This is a genomic window from Streptomyces sp. NBC_00440 (genome assembly GCF_036014215.1).
Lineage (GTDB): Bacteria > Actinomycetota > Actinomycetes > Streptomycetales > Streptomycetaceae > Streptomyces.
In genome coordinates, this window is sequence record NZ_CP107921.1 from 5,292,645 (window position 1) to 5,312,295 (window position 19,651).

The window sequence follows — 19,651 nt, forward strand, 5'->3', positions numbered from 1 at the left end:
TCAGTCGCCCGCGCCGGACAGCGCGGCGAAGATGTCCGTGGACAGTGTCACGGGCGGACCGTCGTCCTCGAACACACCCCCCGGGTACCGCACGTTGAGCTGCGTCAGCTGGAATTGGACGAACTGCTCGTAGAGGGCCAGTTCCTCCGCCAGCTTGGTGGGCAGCGGCCCGGATCGCCGGGCGAGGTCCACTGTCAGGAACAGATCGGCCTGGAACTTCCCCTTCTCGCGCGGGTCGAAGTCCGCAGGCACCTGATCGGTGCCGTCGTTGGTCTTCCTGCGCCAGTGCCCCACCAACTCTCGCAGGCGCTGATCCGTGAAGACGTTCAGGCCCAGGTGCTGCGCCTCCGCCGACCAGTGCACGAAGGAGCGGAACCGCTGCTCCGCGAGGCCGGGTTCGCTGCCCAGCAGCTCGTCGGCCGCGGCAAGGAACCGTGCGCGGTCGCGGCCGATGCGGGCCTCTTCCTGCCGCTGACGTTCGTTGTCCCGGTACTTCTGCGCCACCGCCTCGGGCGAAAGGGGCTGCTGCCAGAAGGACTTGTCCTCGCCCAGAGAGATGATGTCCGCCGTGGGCACCCGGAGGGCGTCCGCCAGCCGTGTCAGGTATCTCGGGTGTACGCCCAGCGCGTAGGCATGGAGCTCGGTCTCGTTCGGGACCTGCGGCAGCGGATGGATGCGCGAGTCGTTGAACAGCTTCTGGGCCCCGGCCCGGTCCATGCTGATCACGTCGGACATCAGGCCCTGCTTGGTGTGCAGATAGGACGCGAAGTGCCACCACTCGGAGAGCGGCGCGCCGATCTCCGACATCCGCCGGATGAGCGCGCTCGTGGTGTGCGGCCGGGCTTCCAGCCGGGTGGCCAGTTGGTCGAGTGCGTCGAGGGCGGAGCGGAGAGGGGCGGGTCCCTGGAGGGCGACCTTGATGCTGGCGAGGGCGGTGGGGTGCAGTCCGAGGGCCTGGGCCGCCGCGGCCGTACGGTCCAGGCCGGTACCGGTGTCGGCAGCGGTGCTCGTGCCGGTTCCTGTGCCGGTGTTCTCGGTCCCGCCCGGATGCGTGTCCGTGCTCGGGCTCGGGCTCGTGGTCGCGTCCGTGAGCGGGCCGGTCGGCTCCAGGCTCCGGTGCTGCTCCAACAGCCCTCGTACGCCGGGCTCGTCGAGCAGCCCGGACGGGGTGTTGCGGCGTACCGAAGCCGTCACGTCCGACGTCCAGACCGGGTCCTGCTCGTGGTGCGGCTGCCCCTGCGGGCCCTGCCAGCCGGCCGGCAGCTCGGACAGCGGCGGCAGCGTGGGGGCGACGGTGTTCAGGAAGTGGTACAGGCTTGACGGGTCGGAGGCGTCGACCGCCATCAGATCCGGCAGGGTGCTGTTGTCCACGTCGCCCATCAGGACTGTGAAGATGTCGGAGCGACGTGTGAGCTTCATCGTCGGGTCGGCCGCCGGTGCCAGCTCCACGTCGAAGGTGACCCGGCTCAGGTCGCGGCGTCCGGCGGGGTCGGGGTGCTGGAATCCGGCGGTCAGCTGCGCACGTATCTGCGGCAGCAGCTCATCGGTCACACGGCTGTGTTCCGCGGGGTCCAGCGGCGGATACGGCAGGACCCGGGTGACGCGTATCCCCAGCGCCCCGTCCTGGTGGATCACGCGCCGGACCGCGAACTGTGCCGCCGTGCCATTCGGCTTGTTCACCTGGGTATGCACGGGAGCCGTGAGCGCGAGCACTTCGGAAGAGCTGTGCGGGACCGGCGGCTGGTACGCGGAGGGCCGGACCCACAGCTGTTCGCCGCCCCGGACGTGTCCGTGCATCCGCACGCCGTTGTACACGCCCTCCCACAGGTAACCGCCCTCCGGGACCTGGACCCACGAACCCGAGCCGATCGCGTTGCGGTGGGCCACGACCATCGCTTCCCAGACCTGGTGCGTCGACCAGGAGGAGGGGAAGAGCAGCTGGCCGATGGTCGCCGTGCCGTCGGCGCCGAGCACGGCCCCGTTCTCCCGGTCGCCGAGCTGCCATTCGCGCGGGGGCGGGGTGCCCTTGGCGGCGGCCTGTTCGGTCAGCCCCCGCAGGTTGGGATCCCTGAACCAGACCGTGGCCCACTGGGTGCCGTTCGGGTGGGCGCTCCACAGCGGGTTGATCAGGACGCCCTGGTCGTACTGTGCCTCGACCCCCGCCCGGTCCGGCAGTGCGTAGTGGACGCCGGTCCTGTTGTGGGTGGAGCCGTACGTCACGAAGCGCAGCGTGCCCTCCCCGATCGCGGGTTCGCCGGTGACTCCGGGCGGCGGTGCGAGATGGGCGAAATAAGGGGGAAGTTCGGGAACGGAGGGCGTTCTGAGGTGGACGGGCGTCACGAGCCCGGTCTGGTCGGAGTGCGGCGCGAAATCGGTGATGGTCCCCTTGCCGTCGACCGTGCCCTTGATCCGTACGCCCTGGTAGTCGCCGGTGAAGTGGTAGTTGCCCGCCTCGATACCGTGGGCGCCCGTGGTGGGCACCAGACCGTCGGTGCTCTGCTGGCGGAGGTAGACCTGGCGGGTGGCGTAGAGCGCCTCTTCGAGGGTCCAGTGGTCGGGGAACATGGTCCGTGCGCTGCCGTCGGGGTGGGTGCCTGCCTGGTAGGTGCCGTTCGGGTTGCGTTCTTCGGTGGCGATGGCGCGGGGCCGGTCGGTGGTGCCTTGCGGGGCGAGGAGGCCGGGGATGCCGGTGCGGGGGTTGCCGCGCAGGACGCGTTCCCGTACGTCGAGCGGGATGTCGACGGTGGCCCGCGGCGCCCCGGGCATCGCCGCCCCGATCGCGGTGCCCATGACCAGGAGGTCGCGGGGCATGATCCGCAGATAGGGCGACCGAACCGACGGCCGCTGGAATTGGGAGTCGACCGCCGGCCGGCCGAAGAGCGGGTCGGCGTAGATGGCGCCCATCAGCGCGTGCTCGTCGTAGACCGGCCAGTGGGCGAGCCCCGGGGTGTGATCCCGGTAGTAGTCCCACAGGCCCAGCAGATGACCGATCTCATGGGCCGGCATCTGCGACTGGGCTTCGATGGTCTCCATGGAGAGGTACCAGTTCGCGCTGTTCGACCGGCCGTTGCCATCCGGGTTGGGGTGCAGCGCGATGGTGTGGTGCGCCTGTTTCGGGTCGTCCGTGAACTCGGCCCTCACCCGCAGCAGATCGCCGTTCGGCAGACGGTGGTCCGGGTCGTTGTAGTACTTCTTGAGACCGCCGACCGCCGTGTCCTTGGCGGCCTGGACGACCTCGGGGGTGACACCGGCCTGCGGGTCCAGGTAGATGCGTACGGTGATCTCCGCCTGGGTGGCCCCGTCCGGCAGCACGGTGCGCCGGGCGCTGAACTTGCGTTCCCAGGCGGGCCCCGTGTGGCCCGAGCTGTTCATGAACGGGGCCGAGGGGCGGGGGATCTCGGCGCTGGGCTGCGCAGGGGCGGGCGGCGTTACGGGATGCGGCAGGCTCGCGTCCACGGGTGTCTGCGGGGGGACGGGGAGCGGAGGCGGTGCCGAATCCGACCGGCCGCGGGTTGTGGGCCGCTGCGGGAGGACGGCGGGCGCGGACCGGTGGGGCGGGTGCGGGTCCGTGGACGGTGTCACGGGCACGACGGCGTCCTTGGCCACGCCCCCCGGGACGGCGTCCTTGGCGACGCCCCCCTCGTACCAGAGGTCCAGCAGCTCCGTCTTGGACCGGATGTACCGCTTGTACTTGTTCAGCGTCTCCGTCAGTTCCTTGGACAGGTGTCCCGACTGCTCGGCGAGGTCGACCTCATGGAGGAGAGCGGCATGCTTCTCCCGTTCCTTGCGCGGGTCGAAGTCCTCGGGGACCGGGTCGGTGCCGTCCTCCGTGTCCTCACGCCAGTGCTCGGCCAGCTCTTGCAGGCGCTCGTCCGTGAAGATGTGCAGCCCCACGTCCGAGACCGTGGACCAGTGCATGAAGGAGCGGAACCGCTGCTCCGTGACGGTGGGGTCGCTGCCGAGGAGTCTGTCGGCGACCTTGTCGAACCGTGCGTGGTCGCGGGTGAAGTGGAGATCCGCCACCTTCTGCTGCTTGCTGATCCGGTAGTCCAGCGCCACGGCCTCGGGTGAGAGGGGCTGCTGCCAGCGGAACTTGTCCTCGCCCAGTTCGACGATGTCCGCCGGGTCCACCTGGAGGGCGTCCGCCAGCCGTTGCAGATAGGCCGGGTGCACGCCCAGTGCGTAGGCCTGTTCCGCCGTCCCGTGCGGGATGCGCGGCAGCGGGTTGGCGAACGAATCCTTGTACAGCTTCCAGGCCTGGGGCAGATCCATGTCGAGCATGTCGTTCATCGTCAGCTGCTTGGAGTGCAGGTACGACGAGAAGTCCCACCACCCGGGGAGCGGCGCACCGAGTTCCGTCATCCGCCGGACGAGCGCGCCCGTGGAGTGCTTCCAGGCCTCCATGCGGGCGGCCAGCTGGTCGAGTTCGGTGAGGGTCGGGCCCAGGAGGGTGGAGCCCCGCAGGGCGACCTTGATGCTCGCGAGAGCGGAGGAGGGTATGCCGAGCTCCTTCGCCGCCGCGGCCATACGGTCGGCGCCTGCGCCTGCGCCTGTGTCTGCTTCTGCGCCTGCTTCTGTGTCTGTGCTCGTGCTCGCCTTCGCTGTTGTCTTCCCGTCGGCGCCCGTCCCCGCGCCCGTCCCCGCGCCCGTCCCCGCGCCCGTCCCCGCGTCCGCGCCCGCGTCCGCGCCCGCGTCCGCGTCGGTGAGCGGGCCGGGCGTGTCCTGGCTGCTTCGGTGCTGCTCCAACAGCCCCTTCACGCCGGGCTCTTCGAGTATTCCGGCCGGGGTGTTGCGGTGCAGCGAAGTCGCCACGTCCGACTCCCAGACCGAGCGTCGTGTGTGGTGCGGCAGCCCCTGCGGTCGCTGCCAGCCGGCCGGTTTCCGCGGTACCGGCGGCAGCAGGTTGACCACGTTGTGCAGGAAGGTGTCCAGGCCCTGCTGGTCGGTGGGGTCGAGCAGGGTCAGGTCCTTCAGGATGCTCGTGTCCGAGGAGCCGATCAGGATGTTCATCAGCTCGGGGCTGAACGCGACCATCGTCGGATCGTCCGTCAGTGACAGCTCCACGTCGAAGGTGACCTGACTCAGTTCCCGGTGTCCTTGCGGGCTGAGCCGGTTGAAGCCGGCGGCCAGCTGCTTCCGGACCTCAGGCAGCAGGTGCTCGGTCAGCTCGGTCTGCCGTTCCTCAAGCATCGGCGGATGCGGCAGGACCCTGGTGACGCGCATCCCCAGGTTGCCGTCCTGGTGGATCACCCGCTGGATATGGAACAGCGCCGTCGAGCCATCGGGTTTGGCCGCGCCGACCTGCAGGGGAGCGGTGACCGCGAGTATCTCGGGCGAGCTGTGCGGGACCGGCGGCTGGTGGGTGGAGGGCCGGACCCACAGCTGTTCGCCGTCGCGGACGTGTCCGTGCATCCGCACGCCGTCGTGCACGCCCTCCCACAGGTATCCGCCCTCCGGGACCTGCACCAGCGAACCGGTGTCGAGCGCGTTGCGGTGAGCCATGACCATCGCGGTCCAGAGCTTGCGCGGCGACCAGTCGGAGGGGAACAGCAGATGGGCGGTGATCCCCGTGCCGTCCGCGCCGAGCGCGGTCCCGTTCTCCGCGTCGCCGAGCTTCAAGGGGCGCGGGGGCGCGGCGCCGTTGGCGACCGCGTGTGCCGTGTGACCGCGCAGATTCGGGTCCTTGAACCAGATCGTGGCCCACTGGGTGCCGTTCGGGTGGGCGCTCCACAGTGGGTCGATCTGGACGCCCTGGCCACGCTGCGCGGCGGCCCCGTCCGGGCCGGGCAGCGCGTAGTGGACGCCGGTCCTGCTGTGGGTGGAGCCGTACGTCACGAAGCGCAGCGTGCCTTCCCCGATCGCGGGCTCGTTGCTGGTCGGGGCCGGCATGACGAGATGGTCGGGCGGCACGATGTCGGCCTGGTCGGAGTGCGGCGCGAAGTCCGTAATGGTGCCGGTCAGGTCGGCTGTGCCCTTGATCCGTACGCCCTGGTAGTAACCGTCGAAGTGGTGGCTTCCCGGCTCGATCCCGGGGGTTTCCGTGGTGGGCACGAGGCCGCCGGTGCTCTGTTGGCGGAGGTAGACCTGGCGGGTGGCGTAGAGCGCCTCTTCGAGGGTCCAGTGGTCGGGGAACATGGTCCGTGCGCTGCCGTCGGGGTGGGTGCCTGCCTGGTAGGTGCCGTTCGGGTTGCGTTCTGTGGTGGGGGTGGGGCGGAGCCGGTCGGTGGCGCCTTGTGGGGCGAGGAGGCCGGGGGTGCCGGTGCGGGGGTTGCCGCGCAGGACGCGTTCCCGTACGTCGAGCGGGATGTCGGCGGTGCCCCACGGCGCGTGCGGCATCGCCGACTTGATCGCGGTGCCCAGCACCAGCAGGTCGCGGGGCATGACACGCAGATGCGGCGACAACGTCATCGGGCGCGGGAAGTGGTTGTCGACCGAGATCCGGCCGAAGAGCGGGTCGGCGTAGTTGCCGCCCATCAGCGCGTGGTCGTCGTAGACCGGCCAGTGGGCAAGCCCCGGGGTGTGGCGCCGGTAGTAGTCCCACAGGCCCATCAGATGGCCGATCTCGTGGGCCGGCATGTGCGGCTTGGACTCGATGGACTGCGCGGAGACGTACCAGTTTCCGGCGTCGTCCGGGCCGTTGCCGTTGGGGTCGGGGTGCAGCACGACGGTGTGGTGCGCCTGGGCCGGGTCGTCGGTGAACTCGGCCTTCACCACCAGCAGATCGCCGTTCGGCAGACGGTGGCGCGGCGCGTTGAAGTACTTGGTGAGGCTGCGGGCCGTGACGTCCTTGGTGGCTTCGATGTCCTCCGGGGTGACACCGTCCTTGGCGTCCAGGTGGATGCGTACGGTGATCTCCGAGCGGCTGACACCGTTCGGCAGCTCGATGCGCCGGGCGCTGAACTGGCGCATCCAGATGGGTCCGGTGTAGCCCGCGCTGTTCCTGAAGGCGGCGGTGGGCCGGGGGATCTCGACACTGCCCGGAGTGGAACTGGCGGTGGGGGCGGGGGTCTGTGGAGCGGCAGGGGCATGCGGGGCGGCAGAGGACTGCGGGGGGTTCGCGGGGCTCTGCGGGAGGACGGTGGGCGGTGACTGGAGGTGCGGGCGCGGGGCCGCGGGCTGCTGAGTCGCGGGCGGGGCCGTGGACGGTGTTACGGGCGGCCCGTCGCCCTGGGACACGCCCCCCGGGTACTGCTCGTCCAGCTGGGTCAGCCGGGTCTGTATGTGCCGCTCGTACTTGTCCAGGGCCTCCTCCCGTGCCGGGTCCAGCAGGGGTGCCGACTTGTCGGCCAGATGGAGCAGATCGGCATGCTGCTCCCGTTCCACGAACGGGTCGTAGTCCTCGGGCACGTGGGTGGTGCCGTCATTCGTTTCCACCCGCCAGTGCCCCACCAACTCCCGCAGGCGCTGGTCGGTGAAGATGTGCAGCCCCTCGCTCGCGACCCCGGACCAGTGCATGAAGGAGCGGAACCTCGCGTATGCGAGGTCGGGGTCGCTGCCCAGCAGTTCGTCGGCGACCGTGTTGAACCGTGTGTGACTGCGGGCGAAGCGGACATCCTCCAGCGTCTGGTGGTTGTCGAGCCAGTAGTTCCGCGCCAGGGCCTCAGGGGCGTGGGGCTGCTGCCGGAACGTCTCGTACTCGCCCAGATTGAGGACATCCGACGGATGCACGTGGAGGGCGTCGGCCAGCCGTTGCAGATAGGTCGGGTGCATGCCCAGGGTGTAGGCGAAGAAGCGTGTGTCGTCCGGAACCCGCGGCATCGGGTGGGCGCGCGAGTCTGCGTACAGCTTCTTGGCCCTGGCCGGATCCATGGAGGCCACCCTGGACAGCGTGTGCCCCTTGGTGTGCAGATACGACGAGAAGTGCGACCACTCGGAGAGCGGCACACCAATGTCCGTCATCTGCTTCACGAGCTGGCGCGTGGACCTCCCGAGGCCCAGTCGGGCGGCCAACTGGTTGAGTGAGTCGAGGGCCGTGCGGAGGGGGGTGGTCCCCTGCAGGGCGGCCGTGATGCTGGTGAGGTCGGAGGGCCGCAGTGTGAGGACCCCGGCCGCTGCCGCCAGGCGATGGGGGCTTACGACCGTGTCCGTGCCGGTGTTCGTGAGCGGGCTGGATGGTTCCTGGCTTCGGTATGGGGCCAACAACGCCCGTACGCCGGGCTCGTCGAGTATCCCGGCCGGGGTGTTGCGGTGCACGGAAGTCGTCACGTCCGACTCCCAGACCGATTTCAGGACCGGGTTCTGCTCGTGCTGCGGCTGCCCCTGCGGGCCCTGCCAGTCGGCCGGTAGCTCCGACACCGGCGGCAGCATGCCTCGAACGCTTTGCAGGAGGGCGTCCATGCCCGCTTCGTCGATGGAGTCGACCGTCATCAGGTCCGACAGGAGGGAGCTCAGGTCCCCGTCGTTCTGTGCGATCTTGACCAGCTCGGAGTCGTCCCCGAGTTCCATCGCGGGGTCTTCGGTCGGTGACAGTTCTATGTCGAAGGTGACCAGGCTCAGCTCGCGGTGTCTGTAGGGGGAGAGCCGATTGAAGTCGGCGGCCAGCTGCTCACGCAGGTCCGGCAGCATCTCGTCGCGCAGGTATTCGTGGAACTCGTCGGCCAGCGGGGGACGCTCCAGGACCCGGGTGATGTGGAGCCCCAGGGTGCCGTCCTCGTGGATCACCCGCTGGACGTGGAACGGCAGCGGCGTGCCGTCCGGTGTGTTCAAGGAGATCCGTACGGGATCGGTGACCGCGAGCACCTTGGCAGACATGGCCGAGATCAGCGGTTGGTCCGTCGAGGGCCGGGCCCACAGGTGTTCGCCGTCGCGGACGTATCCGTGCATCCTTACGCCGTCGTGCACGCCCTCCCAGAGGTAGCCGCCCTCCGGGACCTCCACCCACGAACCGGCGTTGCGCGCGGTGCGGTGGGCTCCGGCTATCGCGTCCCGGAGAGTGGGCAGCGACCAGTGGTGGGGGAAGAGAAGCTGACCGGCGGCGGTCAAGCCGTCGGGGTTGAACACGGTCCCGTTCTCCCGGTCGCCGAGCTGCCATTCGAGAGGGGGCGGGGAGCCCTTGGCGACGGCCTGCGCCGTCCGCCCCCGCAGGTTCGGGTCCTTGAACAGGACCGTGGCCCACTGGGTGCCGTTCGGGTGTGCGGGCCACAGCGGTTCGATGTGGACGCCGTGATGGCGCTGCGCGAAGGTCCCGGCCTCCTCCGGCAGCGAGTGGTGGACGCCGGTTCTGTCGGCGGTGGAGCCGTAGGTCAGGAAGCGCAGTGCGACGTCCCCGATCGCGGGTTCGTCGGTGGGCTTGCGGGGTGGTGGCGGTTCGAGGTGGGTGGGCGGCTGAAGGCCGTTCTGGTCGGGGTGGGGTGCGAAGTCGATGATGGTGCCGATGGCGTCGGCGGTGCCCTTGATGCGTACGCCTTGGTAGACGCCGTCGAAGGTCTGGCGGCCTGAGCGTTCGGAGTCGGTGGTCAGGCTGTTGGTCCTGACGTGGTCGAGGTAGACCTGGCGGGTGGCGTGCAGGGCTTCTTCGGGGCTCCAGTGGTCGGGGAACATCGTCTGGTCGCTGCCGTCGGGCCGTTTGCCCGCCCGGTAGGTGCCGTTGGGGTTGCGCGGTCCGGTCGCTTCGGGGCGGAACCGCCCGGCGGGGCCGCGCGGGGCGAGGAGGCCGGCGGCGCCGGTGCTGGGATTGCCGCGCAGGACCCGGTCCCGTACGTCGAGCGGGATGTGTGCCCTGGCCTTGTCGTGCGGGCCCGTGCCCACGCCGGGAGTGTGTGCCCAGGCGGCGTCGACCGCCGTGGAAAGCATCAGCAGGTCCCGCGGCACGACCCGAAGGTTCGGCGAGAGCCGATCGAAGGGAGGCAGGTTCATGTCGAACTGGATGAGCCCCGACTCGTCGATGTCGGGACCGGACATCAGCGAGTGGTCGTCGTGCACCGGTCGGAGCGGGATGCCCGCCTTGGCCTCGCGGTACTGGTCCTGGAAGCCGAGGAGATGGCCGGTCTCGTGTGCGATGACGTACGACTTGTCCTCCGCGCCCTTCCCGATCTCGGAGACGTACCAGGTGCCACTGTTGTCGCGGCCGTCCCCGTCCGGGTCCGGGTGCAGCTCCACCGTGTGGTGCGCCTGCGCGGGAGTGTCGACGAACTCCACCTTCACCCGCAGCAGATCCCCGTTCGGGAGACGGTGTTTCGGGGCGTTGTAGTACGTGTCGATGCCGCGCTTCGCCATGTCCTTGGCGTTCGCGACGTGGTTCTCGGTGGCGCCGGGCCGGCGGTCCAGATGGATACGGACCGTGATGTCGGAGCGCACACTGCCGTCGCTGAGCTCGGTGCGCTCGACGGAGAACCCGCGCTCCCAGACGGACGCGGCGGCCCCGCCCAGGTCCATGACCCGGTCACTGGGCGGGAGCACCTCCGCCGTACCCAGCGAACGGACGTCGGTGACCGGTGGGCGGGGGACCGAGGCGGAGGAGTGCGGGGGGATCTCGGCGATGGGGGTCGGGGCGACGGGGGCCGTGGGGACATCGGTGACGGCGTGGACGGCGGCGGGTGTGGGCGTGGGTGCCGGGGCCCTGTGCGGGCTGGCGTGCGGCGTGCGGAGCGGGACGTTCTGCGAGGCGTGCTGCTGAGTGGAGGACGACTGGGCGGGGTTCGGGGCCGTGGGCAGCGTCACGGGCGGGCCGTCGTCCTGATGCACGTCCCCCTCGTGCCACAAGTCCAGCAGCGTCAACTGCGCCTTGATGTCCGCGTCGCGCCTGGCCAGGGCCTTCTCCAGTTTCTGGGGTAGCGGTCCCGACCGATGGGCGAGTGCCACCATATGGAGCAGCTCGGCCTGGGGCTTCCCCGCCTTGCGCGGGTCGAAGTCCGCGGGCACCGGGTCGGTGCCGTCATTCGTTTCCAGACGCCAGTGCCCCACCAACTCTCGCAGTCGCTGATCCGGGAGGACGTCCAGGCCCAGGTGCGCGACCGTGGACCAGTGCATGAAGGAGCGGAACTCCTCCTCGGTGCGGGTGGATCGGCTGCCCAGCAGCTCGTCGGCGGCGTCGTCGAAGCGTCTGTGGTCACGGGCCAGGCGGGCGTCTTCCCGCTTTTCGCGCTCGCTGTCGAGTTCGGCTCGGACCTTCTGTCCCAGGGTCTCGGGTGACAGGGGTTGCTGCCAGAAAGGCTTGCGCTTGCCCAGGAGGGCGACGTCTTCCGTGCCTACTTTGAGGGCGTCGGCCAACCGCGTGAGATAGCGCGGATGCACGCCCAGTGCGTGCGCCTGGTCCGACGTCTCGGCCGAGACGTTCGGCACTGGATGGGCGCGTGAGTCGTCGAGCACCGGCTGGACCCATGTCCGGTCCAGGGCGACCATGTCGGACATCGAGGCCCTCTTGGTGTGCAGATACGAGGAGAAGTCCCACCACTCGGAGAGCGGCACATCGAGTTCTGTCATCCGCTTCACGAAGGGGCCTGTGGGCCCGGCATCCAGTCGGGCCGCCAGCTGGTTGAGTGCGTCGAGGGCCGGGCGGATGAGGGCGGAGCCCTTCAGGGCGCTCTCGATGCTGGTGAGGTCGGAGGGTTGCAGTCCGAGGGCGTCGGCCACCGCGGCCATGCGGTCGGTGTGTGTGCCTGCACCCGCGTCCGCGCCGACGGTGTGTGTGTCTGCGCCCGTGTCGGTGGTGTTGGTGTCTGTGTTCGTGAGCGGGCTGGGCGGTTCCTGGCCTCGGTGCTGCGCCAACAACGCCTTGACTCCGGGCTCGTCGAGCAGTCCGGCCAGGGTGTTGCGGCGAACCGAAGTCGTCACGTCCGACGTCCAGGCCGGGTCCTGCTCGTGGTGCGGCTGCCCCTGCGGGCCCTGCCAGCCGGCCGGTAGCTCCGACACCGGCGGCAGCCGGTCGGCGGCCTCGCGCAGGAAGGTGTTCACGGCCTCCTGGTCGTTGAGGTCGAGCACCATCAGGTCCTGCACCATGTTCGGATTGAAGAAGTCCGTCGCGATGTTCGACAGCTCCGGGCTGTACTCGGTCATCGCCGGGTCGTCCGTCGGCGACAGCTCCACGGCAAAGGTGATCAGGCTCAGTTCGCGGTGTGCGAGTGGGTCGGGCCGGTTGAGTTCGGCGCCCACTTGCAGCTGTACCTCGCGCAGCGGCCCGGCCAGTTCGTTGCTCTGCTCCGGGGACAACGCCGGATGCGACAGCACCCGGGTGATGCGCATCCCCAGGGAGCCGTCCAGGTGGATTACCCGCTGGACACGGAACGGTGCCGGTGTGTTGCCCGGCCTGGGCATCTCGAAATCTACCGGGGCGGTGACCGCGAACACCTTGGGCGAGTGGTCCGGGGACGGTGGTTGGTCCGTCGAGGGCCGGGCCCACAGGTGTTCGCCGTCGCGGACGTGGCCGTGTATCCGTACGCCGTCGTGCACGCCCTCCCAGAGGTAGCCGCCCTCCGGGACCTCCACCCATGAACCGTTGCCGCGCGCGTTGCGGTGGGCCTCGACGATCGAGTCCAAGAGCTGGGGCGTCGACCAGTCGGAGGGGAAGAGCAGATGGGGCGTGGCCACCTCGCCGTCGACGCCGACCATGGCGTCGTTCTCCCGGTCACCGCGGTGCAATGCGGGCGGCGGCGGGGTGCCGTTGGCGAGGGCCCGTACCGTCTGCTCCCGCAGGTTCGGGTCCTTGAACCAGACGGTGGCCCACTGGGTGCCGTTCGGGTGCGCGGGCCACAGCGGTTCGATGAAGACGCCGTGATGGCGCTGCGCGAGGACCCCGTTCGGGCCGGGCAGCGTGTAGTGGACGCCGGTTCTGTCGGCGGTGGAGCCGTAGGTCAGGAAGCGCGTGGCGACGTCCCCGAACGCGGGTTCGTCGGTGGGCTTGCGGGGCGGTGGCGGTTGGAGGTGGGTGGGGGGCAGCAGCCCGCTCTGGTCGGGGTGGGGCGCGAAGTCGATGATGGTGCCGGTGGTGCCGGCGGTGCCCTTGATGCGTACGCCTTGGTAGACGCCGTCGAAGGTATGGCGGTTCGAGCGTTCGCGGTCGGTGGTCAGGCTGCCGGTCCTGACGTGGTCGAGGTAGACCTGGCGGGTGGCGTGCAGGACCTCTTCGGGGCTCCAGTGGTCGGGGAACATCGTCTGGTCGCTGCCGTCGGGGCGCTTGCCCGCCTGGTAGGTGCCGTTGGGGTTGCGTGGTGTGGTGGGCTCAGGGCGTACGCGTCCCGAGGGACCGCGTGGGGCGAGAAGGCCGGTGGCGCCGGTGGTGGCGTTGCCGCGCAGGACTCGGTCCCGTACTTCGAGCGGGATGTGTGCCCTCGCCTTGTCGAGCGGTCCCGCGCCCACGCCGGGGGCGTGCGACCAGGCGGTGTCGACCGCGGTGGAGAGCAGCAGCAGGTCCCGCGGCACGATCCGCAGCGTCGGCGAGAGGGGATGGGTGGAGTGGATCCCGTGGTCCATGCTGAACTGGATGAGTCCCGCGTCGTCGGTGCCGTATCCGGACATCAGCGAGTGGTCGTCGTGCACCGGTCGGAGCGGACGGCCTGTCCTGGCCTCGCGGTACTGGTCCTGGAAGCCGAGGAGATGGCCGGTCTCGTGCGCGATGACGTGTGACTTGTCGGCTGAGCCCGCCCCGCCCTCCGACACGTACCAGGTGGCGCTGTTGTCGCGGCCCGTGCCGTCCGGGTCCGGATGCAGCGCCACCTTGCGGTGTGCCTGCGCGGCGTTGTCGACGAACTCCAGCTCCACGTGCAGGAGATCACCGTTGGGGAGACGGTGTTTCGGGGCGTTGTAGTACGTGTCGATGCCGCGCTTCGCCATGTCCTTGGCGTTCGCGACGTGCTTCTCGTTGGCACCGGTCTGGAGGTCCAGATGGATACGGACCGTGATGTCGGAACGCACACTGCCGTCGCTCAGCTTGGTGCGTTCGACGGCGAAACCGCGCTCCCAGACGGACGCGGCGACCCCGCCCTTCGCCATGGTCCGCATACTGGGCCGCTCGATCTCGGCCGTGCCCAGGGAACTTTCGGGGCGGGGGACCGAGGCGGAGGGGCGCGGGGGGATCTCGGCGACGGAGTAGTCGACGCCGGGTGCCGGGGCGTGGACGGGTGCAGTGGTCTCGTGCAGGGTGGTGAGGTGCGGGGACGAGTGGGGCCGGTGCGGGCTCGGGGTCATCACGATGTCCCCGTCCCAGTCCATCTGGTCGGCATCGCCCATCACGATGTCCTCGTCGAAGACCGTGTGCGTCGGCGTTGCCGGGTGGGAGGAAGGGGTCTGCGCGCCCGGAGTGGCGGGGGTCATGGGGTTCTCGGACCACAGCTGGGCGAGCCGCTGCTCCCTCTCGGCGCGGTGGTCCGTGACGTAGGGATCCAGCTGAGCCAGGCGTTCCTGCGCGCTGCTGAGCGCCACCGGGTCCTGGGCCCGGTTCGCCCTGATGACCGCGAACTCGGCCATGTTGCGCTGGTGTTCCACCTCGTACAGCTCGCTCCGGTGGTCAGCGAGATCGAAGCCGGGCGGGGGCGGCACGATGTCCCTGACCGCCGACCAGTTGCCGATCAGGAAGTCCAGCTCGGCTGTCGTGAAGTGCCGCAGACCTTCGAGAGACATCCTGCTCCAGTGCAGGAAGCCGTGGTAGTCGAGGTCGGGATCGCCGGTCTCGTTACGGTCCTCGCCGAGGAGGTCGTCGGCGATCTCGTCGAACCGCTCCCGGTCGATCTCGGCGCGGAGCTCCTCGATCTCCGTGCGGTGCCCGGCCAGATACTCCAGCGCCAGTTCCTCGGGGGTGGCGGGGCGCTGCCAGAAGTCGGCGTCCATGTTCAGCCGGGTGATGTCCGAAGGGGAGTACAGCCGAAGGGCGTCGGCGAGCCGGGTCAGGGCGAGCGGATGTACGCCCAGCTCGTGGGCGGTGGCGTCGGTGACGGCGTCGGTGTCCACCACCTCGGTGCGCTGCCACTCGTCGATGCGCTGCCGGCTCTGCTGCAGGTCCGGGCCCAGCAGGCTGCGCATGCTCTCGCCCTGGCTGTGCTGGAAGGTCGACAGGTCCCACCAGTCGTCGGCGGAGACCCCGAGTTCCGACATCCGCCGGACGAACTCGCCGAGCTGCGGTCCCGCGTCGAGCCGCGTCGCCAGCGTTTGCAGGGTGTGCAGCGCCTCGCTCGGCGTGGCGGACTGGTGCAGTACGGGCAGAACGCTGCGCAGATATGTGGGGTGCAGGCCCAACGCCCCTGATATGGCGGCCAGATAAACCGGGTTGACCGGGGTGACGTTGCTGTTCAGGTCGACCGGGGCGTGGTTGCCCGGCTGAGGGGCCGGGGCCTGCGGGTGCCCGGCCGGGGCTGCCGGCTGCGGCACCCTGACGATCTCGGCGCCGAGGACGACCAGCGAGGTGCTGCTGACGCGGGTGGTGAGCTGTACGCCCGGTTCGGGCGTGGTGACGATGGTGAGTGCGCCCGGCTGGTGCGGGTCGGGGGTGCGTGGTGCGCTGCTGCGGGCTGCCCGCAGTGCGGCCAGTCGCAGTCGGTCCGGGGTCCAACCGCCCGGGAGCTGGTCGTCCGGGGTCCGGGTGTAGCCGGGCGCGAATTCGCCCTCGGTAAGGGCGGCGAGCGCTGCCTCGGTCGATTCCTTGGTGACGTGCGGGGCGTGGTCCTGGGACCGGCGGGCGGCCAGCAGTTCCAGTACACCGGGTTCGTCGAAGAGCCCGGCGTGCGTGTTGCGGCGCAGCGCGGCTTCGACGTCCGCTGTGAGCAGCGGGCTCGGTGTCCCGCCCTGCTGCTGGTTCGGGGGATTCCAGGAGTGGGTGGACCGGGGCGTCGGGCGGCGGTGTTCGAGGACCTGGCGTACGAGGTCCTGGCGGCCCGCGTCCGGGTCCACGTCGAAGCCCAGCAGCCGGGCCGCGGCGTCTTCGGCGCTGTGCAGGGACAGCGTTCCGATGTCGGCGCCGTCCTCCGACGGGTTGTTCCTGCTCGTCGGCCGGAGCTCCACGGTGAACCGGGTCTTGGGGAGCCGGCCGTTCTCCTTGCTCTCCTCCCCGGAGTTGTAGGTGTCGTCGATGTGATCCTGTACGTCGGACAGCTTCTCGCGCAGTTCGGTGAGGGCCCCCGGGTCCATGCCCTTCGAATACCGGACGACCCGGGTGAGGTTCAGCCCGCGGTCGCCGTTGGTGAACACCACGTGCGACGCACGGAACTCGGCAAGTCCGCCGGACGCCCTGGTGAACGTCATCGGGGTCTCGGAGGTGGTCGCCGCGATGTCGTGCGCGTCCCACTCCGGGTGCGGCTGGAAGCGGGTCGGACGGAACCAGCGGTGCTCGCCGTCCTTCACGACCCCCTGCATCCGGACGCCGCCCGCCGAGCCCTCCCACAGGTAGCCGCCGTCGGGCAGTACTTCGAAGAGGCCGTTGGCCAGGGCGTTGTTGTGCGCGTCCCGTACGGCCTCGCGCAGATCACCGGGGGCCCACTCCTCGGGGAACAGCATCCGCGGATTGGTGCCCCAGCCGTCCTGGCCGACCCCGTCGGGCGAGTCGCCGTCGCCGACCTTCAGAGTCTTCGGCCCGGGTCCCGTCGGCGGGTTCCGGAACCACACCTCGGCCCGGCGCACGCCGTTGAAATCGGGGTCCGTCAGCTTCTCGAAGATGATTCCGCGGTCCGTCTGGGCCAGCTCGCGCCGGTCCTCGCTGTGCGCGTACTGCACCCCGGTCAGCGTCGGGACGTCGCCGCGCAGCATGAAGCGCATGGAGGCGTCGCTGAACGCGGGCTCGTCGGTGAGCTTGCGGGGCGGTGGCGGTTCGAGGTGGGTGGGCGGCTGAAGGCCGCTCTGGTCGGGGTGGGGTGCGAAGTCGATGATGGTGCCGATGGCGTCGGCGGTGCCCTTGATGCGTACGCCCTGGTACACACCGTCGAAGGTCTGGCGGCCTGAGCGTTCGGTGTCCGTCCTCAGGCTGCCGGTCCTGACATGGTCGAGGTACACCTGGCGGGTCGCGTGGAGGACTTCGTCGCGGCTCCAGTGGTCCGGGAACATCGTCTGGACGGTGCCGTCGGGGCGTTTGCCCGCCCGGTAGGTGCCGTTGGGGTTCAGCGGTCCGGTGGCTTCGGGGCGGAAGCGTCCGGACGGGCCGCGTGGGGCGAGCAGACCGTTGGCGCCGGTGCCGGCATTGCCACGCAGCACTCGTTCGCGTACGTCGAGCGGGATGTGTGCCCTGGCCTTGTCGTGCGGGGCCGCGCCCGCGCCCGGAGTGTGCGACCAGGCGGCGTCCACGGCCGTGGAGAGCAGCAGCAGATCTCGCGGCATGATCCGCAGCGACGGCGAGAGGGTGTGGTCGGACGTCATGTGGTCCATGTCGAACTGCACGCGTCCCGATGCGTCGATGCCGTAACCGGACATCAGCGAGTGGTCGTCGTACACCGGCCGGAACGGACGGCCCTGCTTGGCCTCGCGGTACTGGTCCTGGAAGCCGAGGAGGTGGCCGGTCTCGTGCGCGATGACGTACGACTTGTCGATCGAGCCCGCCCCGCCCTCCGAGACGTACCAGGTGGCGCTGTTGTCGCGGCCCGTGCCGCCCGGGTCCGGGTGCAGCTTCACCTTTCGGTGCGCGTCTGCGGGATCGAAGACGAACTCCAGCTTCACCTGGAGCAGATCACCGTTCGGGAGACGGTGTTTCGGGTCGTTGTAGTACGTGTCGATGCCGCGCTTCGCCATTGCTTTGGCGTTCGCCACGTGGTTCGCGTTGGCACCCGGCTGTACGTCCAGATGGATGCGCACCGTGACGTCGGAGCGCACACTGCCGTCGCTGAGCAGGGTGCGCTCCACGGCGAACCCGCGCTCCCAGACGGACGCGGCGGCCCCGCCCTCGTCCATGGTCCGGTCACTGGGCGGCAGGATCTCGGCCGTGCCCAGCGAACTGACGTCGGCGACCGGATGGGGGGCCGTGGCCGAGCGGTGCGGGGGGATTTCGACGACGGAGTAGTCGGCGGTGAGCGTGGGCGTGGCGGCAGGCTTGTGCAGGGGAACGGGTGCCGGGGCCTCCAGCGGGCCGGTGTGCCGCGTGTGGAGCGGGGCGTTCGGCGAGGCACCCGGGACACGGAACGATTCGGTCCGCGGACGGGCGGTCGGCTCCGTCGTCCCGTCGAAGTGCGAGCCGTTCTGCTGGAGGTGTACGGAGAGCGGTGCACCACCCCCGGGCGGGGGCCGGAACCGGTCCGACCCGCCGGGGTTACCGCCGGACGGCGCGGTGTGCACGGTGAGGTCCACCCCGAAGGTATCGGCCAGCAGCGGCAGGAAGCTCTGGGACCAGGGGGAGTCCCCGCTGTGTTCCCACGCGGCGACGGCCGTCTTCACCTCCTTGAACATGAGGTTCACGGCCCGGTACATGGCGCGTCGGTTGCCCTGGGTGAACTGCGGGACGAGGTGGGGCATCCGCATGGCGAGCCCGCGGGCGCCCAGCTCCACCACATGGGCGTGCACGGCCTCCTTCATGCCGAGCACCAGCGTGTGCAGGTCCTGGTGGTGCTCGACGCCGGACGCGGCCGAGGCAGTGGCGCGCAGCTCGTCCGGGGAGCCGACCAGGTTCCGCAGTTTCTGACCGAGGTGGGGGAGCTTCGGAGCGACTGCCGAGGGCGCGCTGACCAGCAGCGAAGTGAGCTGCGAATAGCCGTCGTCCGGCACCTTGACCACCGGGCGGGGCGTACCCGGCACGGGTTCGAGGTCGGACCCGTCGTCGGAGACCGAGTCGTTGTCGGAGACCGAGTCGTTGTCGGACGGCGGGTCCTGTGGCGGCCTCAGGTCCTGGGTCTGGTCCACATAGCGGTAGTGGCCGTCCTTCAGCAGCAGTTCGACGCCGCGGTTGCCCGGGTTGCCCGTCGCCTCGCTGCCGTTGGGCATGAACGTATGACGTCTGCCGCCCACCATCACCGTCACCGGAACCCCGAACAGCTGGGCAGCCAGCGGCGGATACAGGTCACCCGCGCTGTCCTTGGCAGCGGACTCCTCGTTGGCGGGCCGCGTCGTCTGCGACGCGGCGAGCGAGGTCCGCTGCTCCGGGGTCAGTACCGCACGGTGGTTCTCGGTCGGGCGGCCCGCCGAGTGCGGAATCCACTTGCCCTCGGTGTACTCCCGGCCCTGCGGGGTGGACCTGTCCAGCAGGGTGTCCAGCCCGGCCGCTCGGATCTCGTCGGGCTCGAACTTGTCGGTGAGGTCCGGGTGGATGTAGTCCGCCAGGGGGTCGGGACTGTCCCTGTCCTCGCGGAGGTTCTTGCCGAACAGCGTGCGCAGCTCGTTCACCGTATCGGTGAGATCGTGGCCCTTCGGGACGGTGATGCCCTGCGTGGTCAGCAGGTCCGGATCGATCCGGACCAGGTGTGCGGCCAGGTGGTGGAAGAAGCCGTTGCCGTCCTTCGTGGTCGGACCGACCTCGTGGATCTCCCCGGACACCACGTTCTTCAGGCTGGTGACTTCACCGGCTTCGTTCGTGAACTCCTCGTACTCGGCGCCGTGTTCGGGCTTCTCCACACCGTGGTCGTGCTCCACGGTCGCGTCGTACGCCAGCGACTCGGGCGCCGTGCCGGTGCGCTCGTTCTCCGGGAGCCGGTGCCAGTCGTTGAGGGCGTCGGCGGCCGACCGCAGATTGCGGTAGTGCTCGCCCGCGTCCCGCAGCTTCTGGGTCAGCGACTCCAGCTTCGGCCGGACCGTCTCCCGTGCCGCGTTCAGCTCG

1 protein-coding gene (running past one end of the window) is annotated in these 19,651 nt (G+C 70.0%); it reads right to left on the reverse strand.

Annotated features, from left to right (window positions below; all coding sequences use genetic code 11):
• Positions 1–19,651: the 3' portion of an EndoU domain-containing protein gene (locus OHB13_RS23980; RefSeq protein ID WP_328378450.1), read on the reverse strand. The gene runs 7,472 nt beyond the window's last position; 19,651 of the gene's 27,123 nt are visible here — the last part of the coding sequence; its start codon lies beyond the right edge, outside the window — the gene reads right to left on this strand; its stop codon occupies positions 1–3.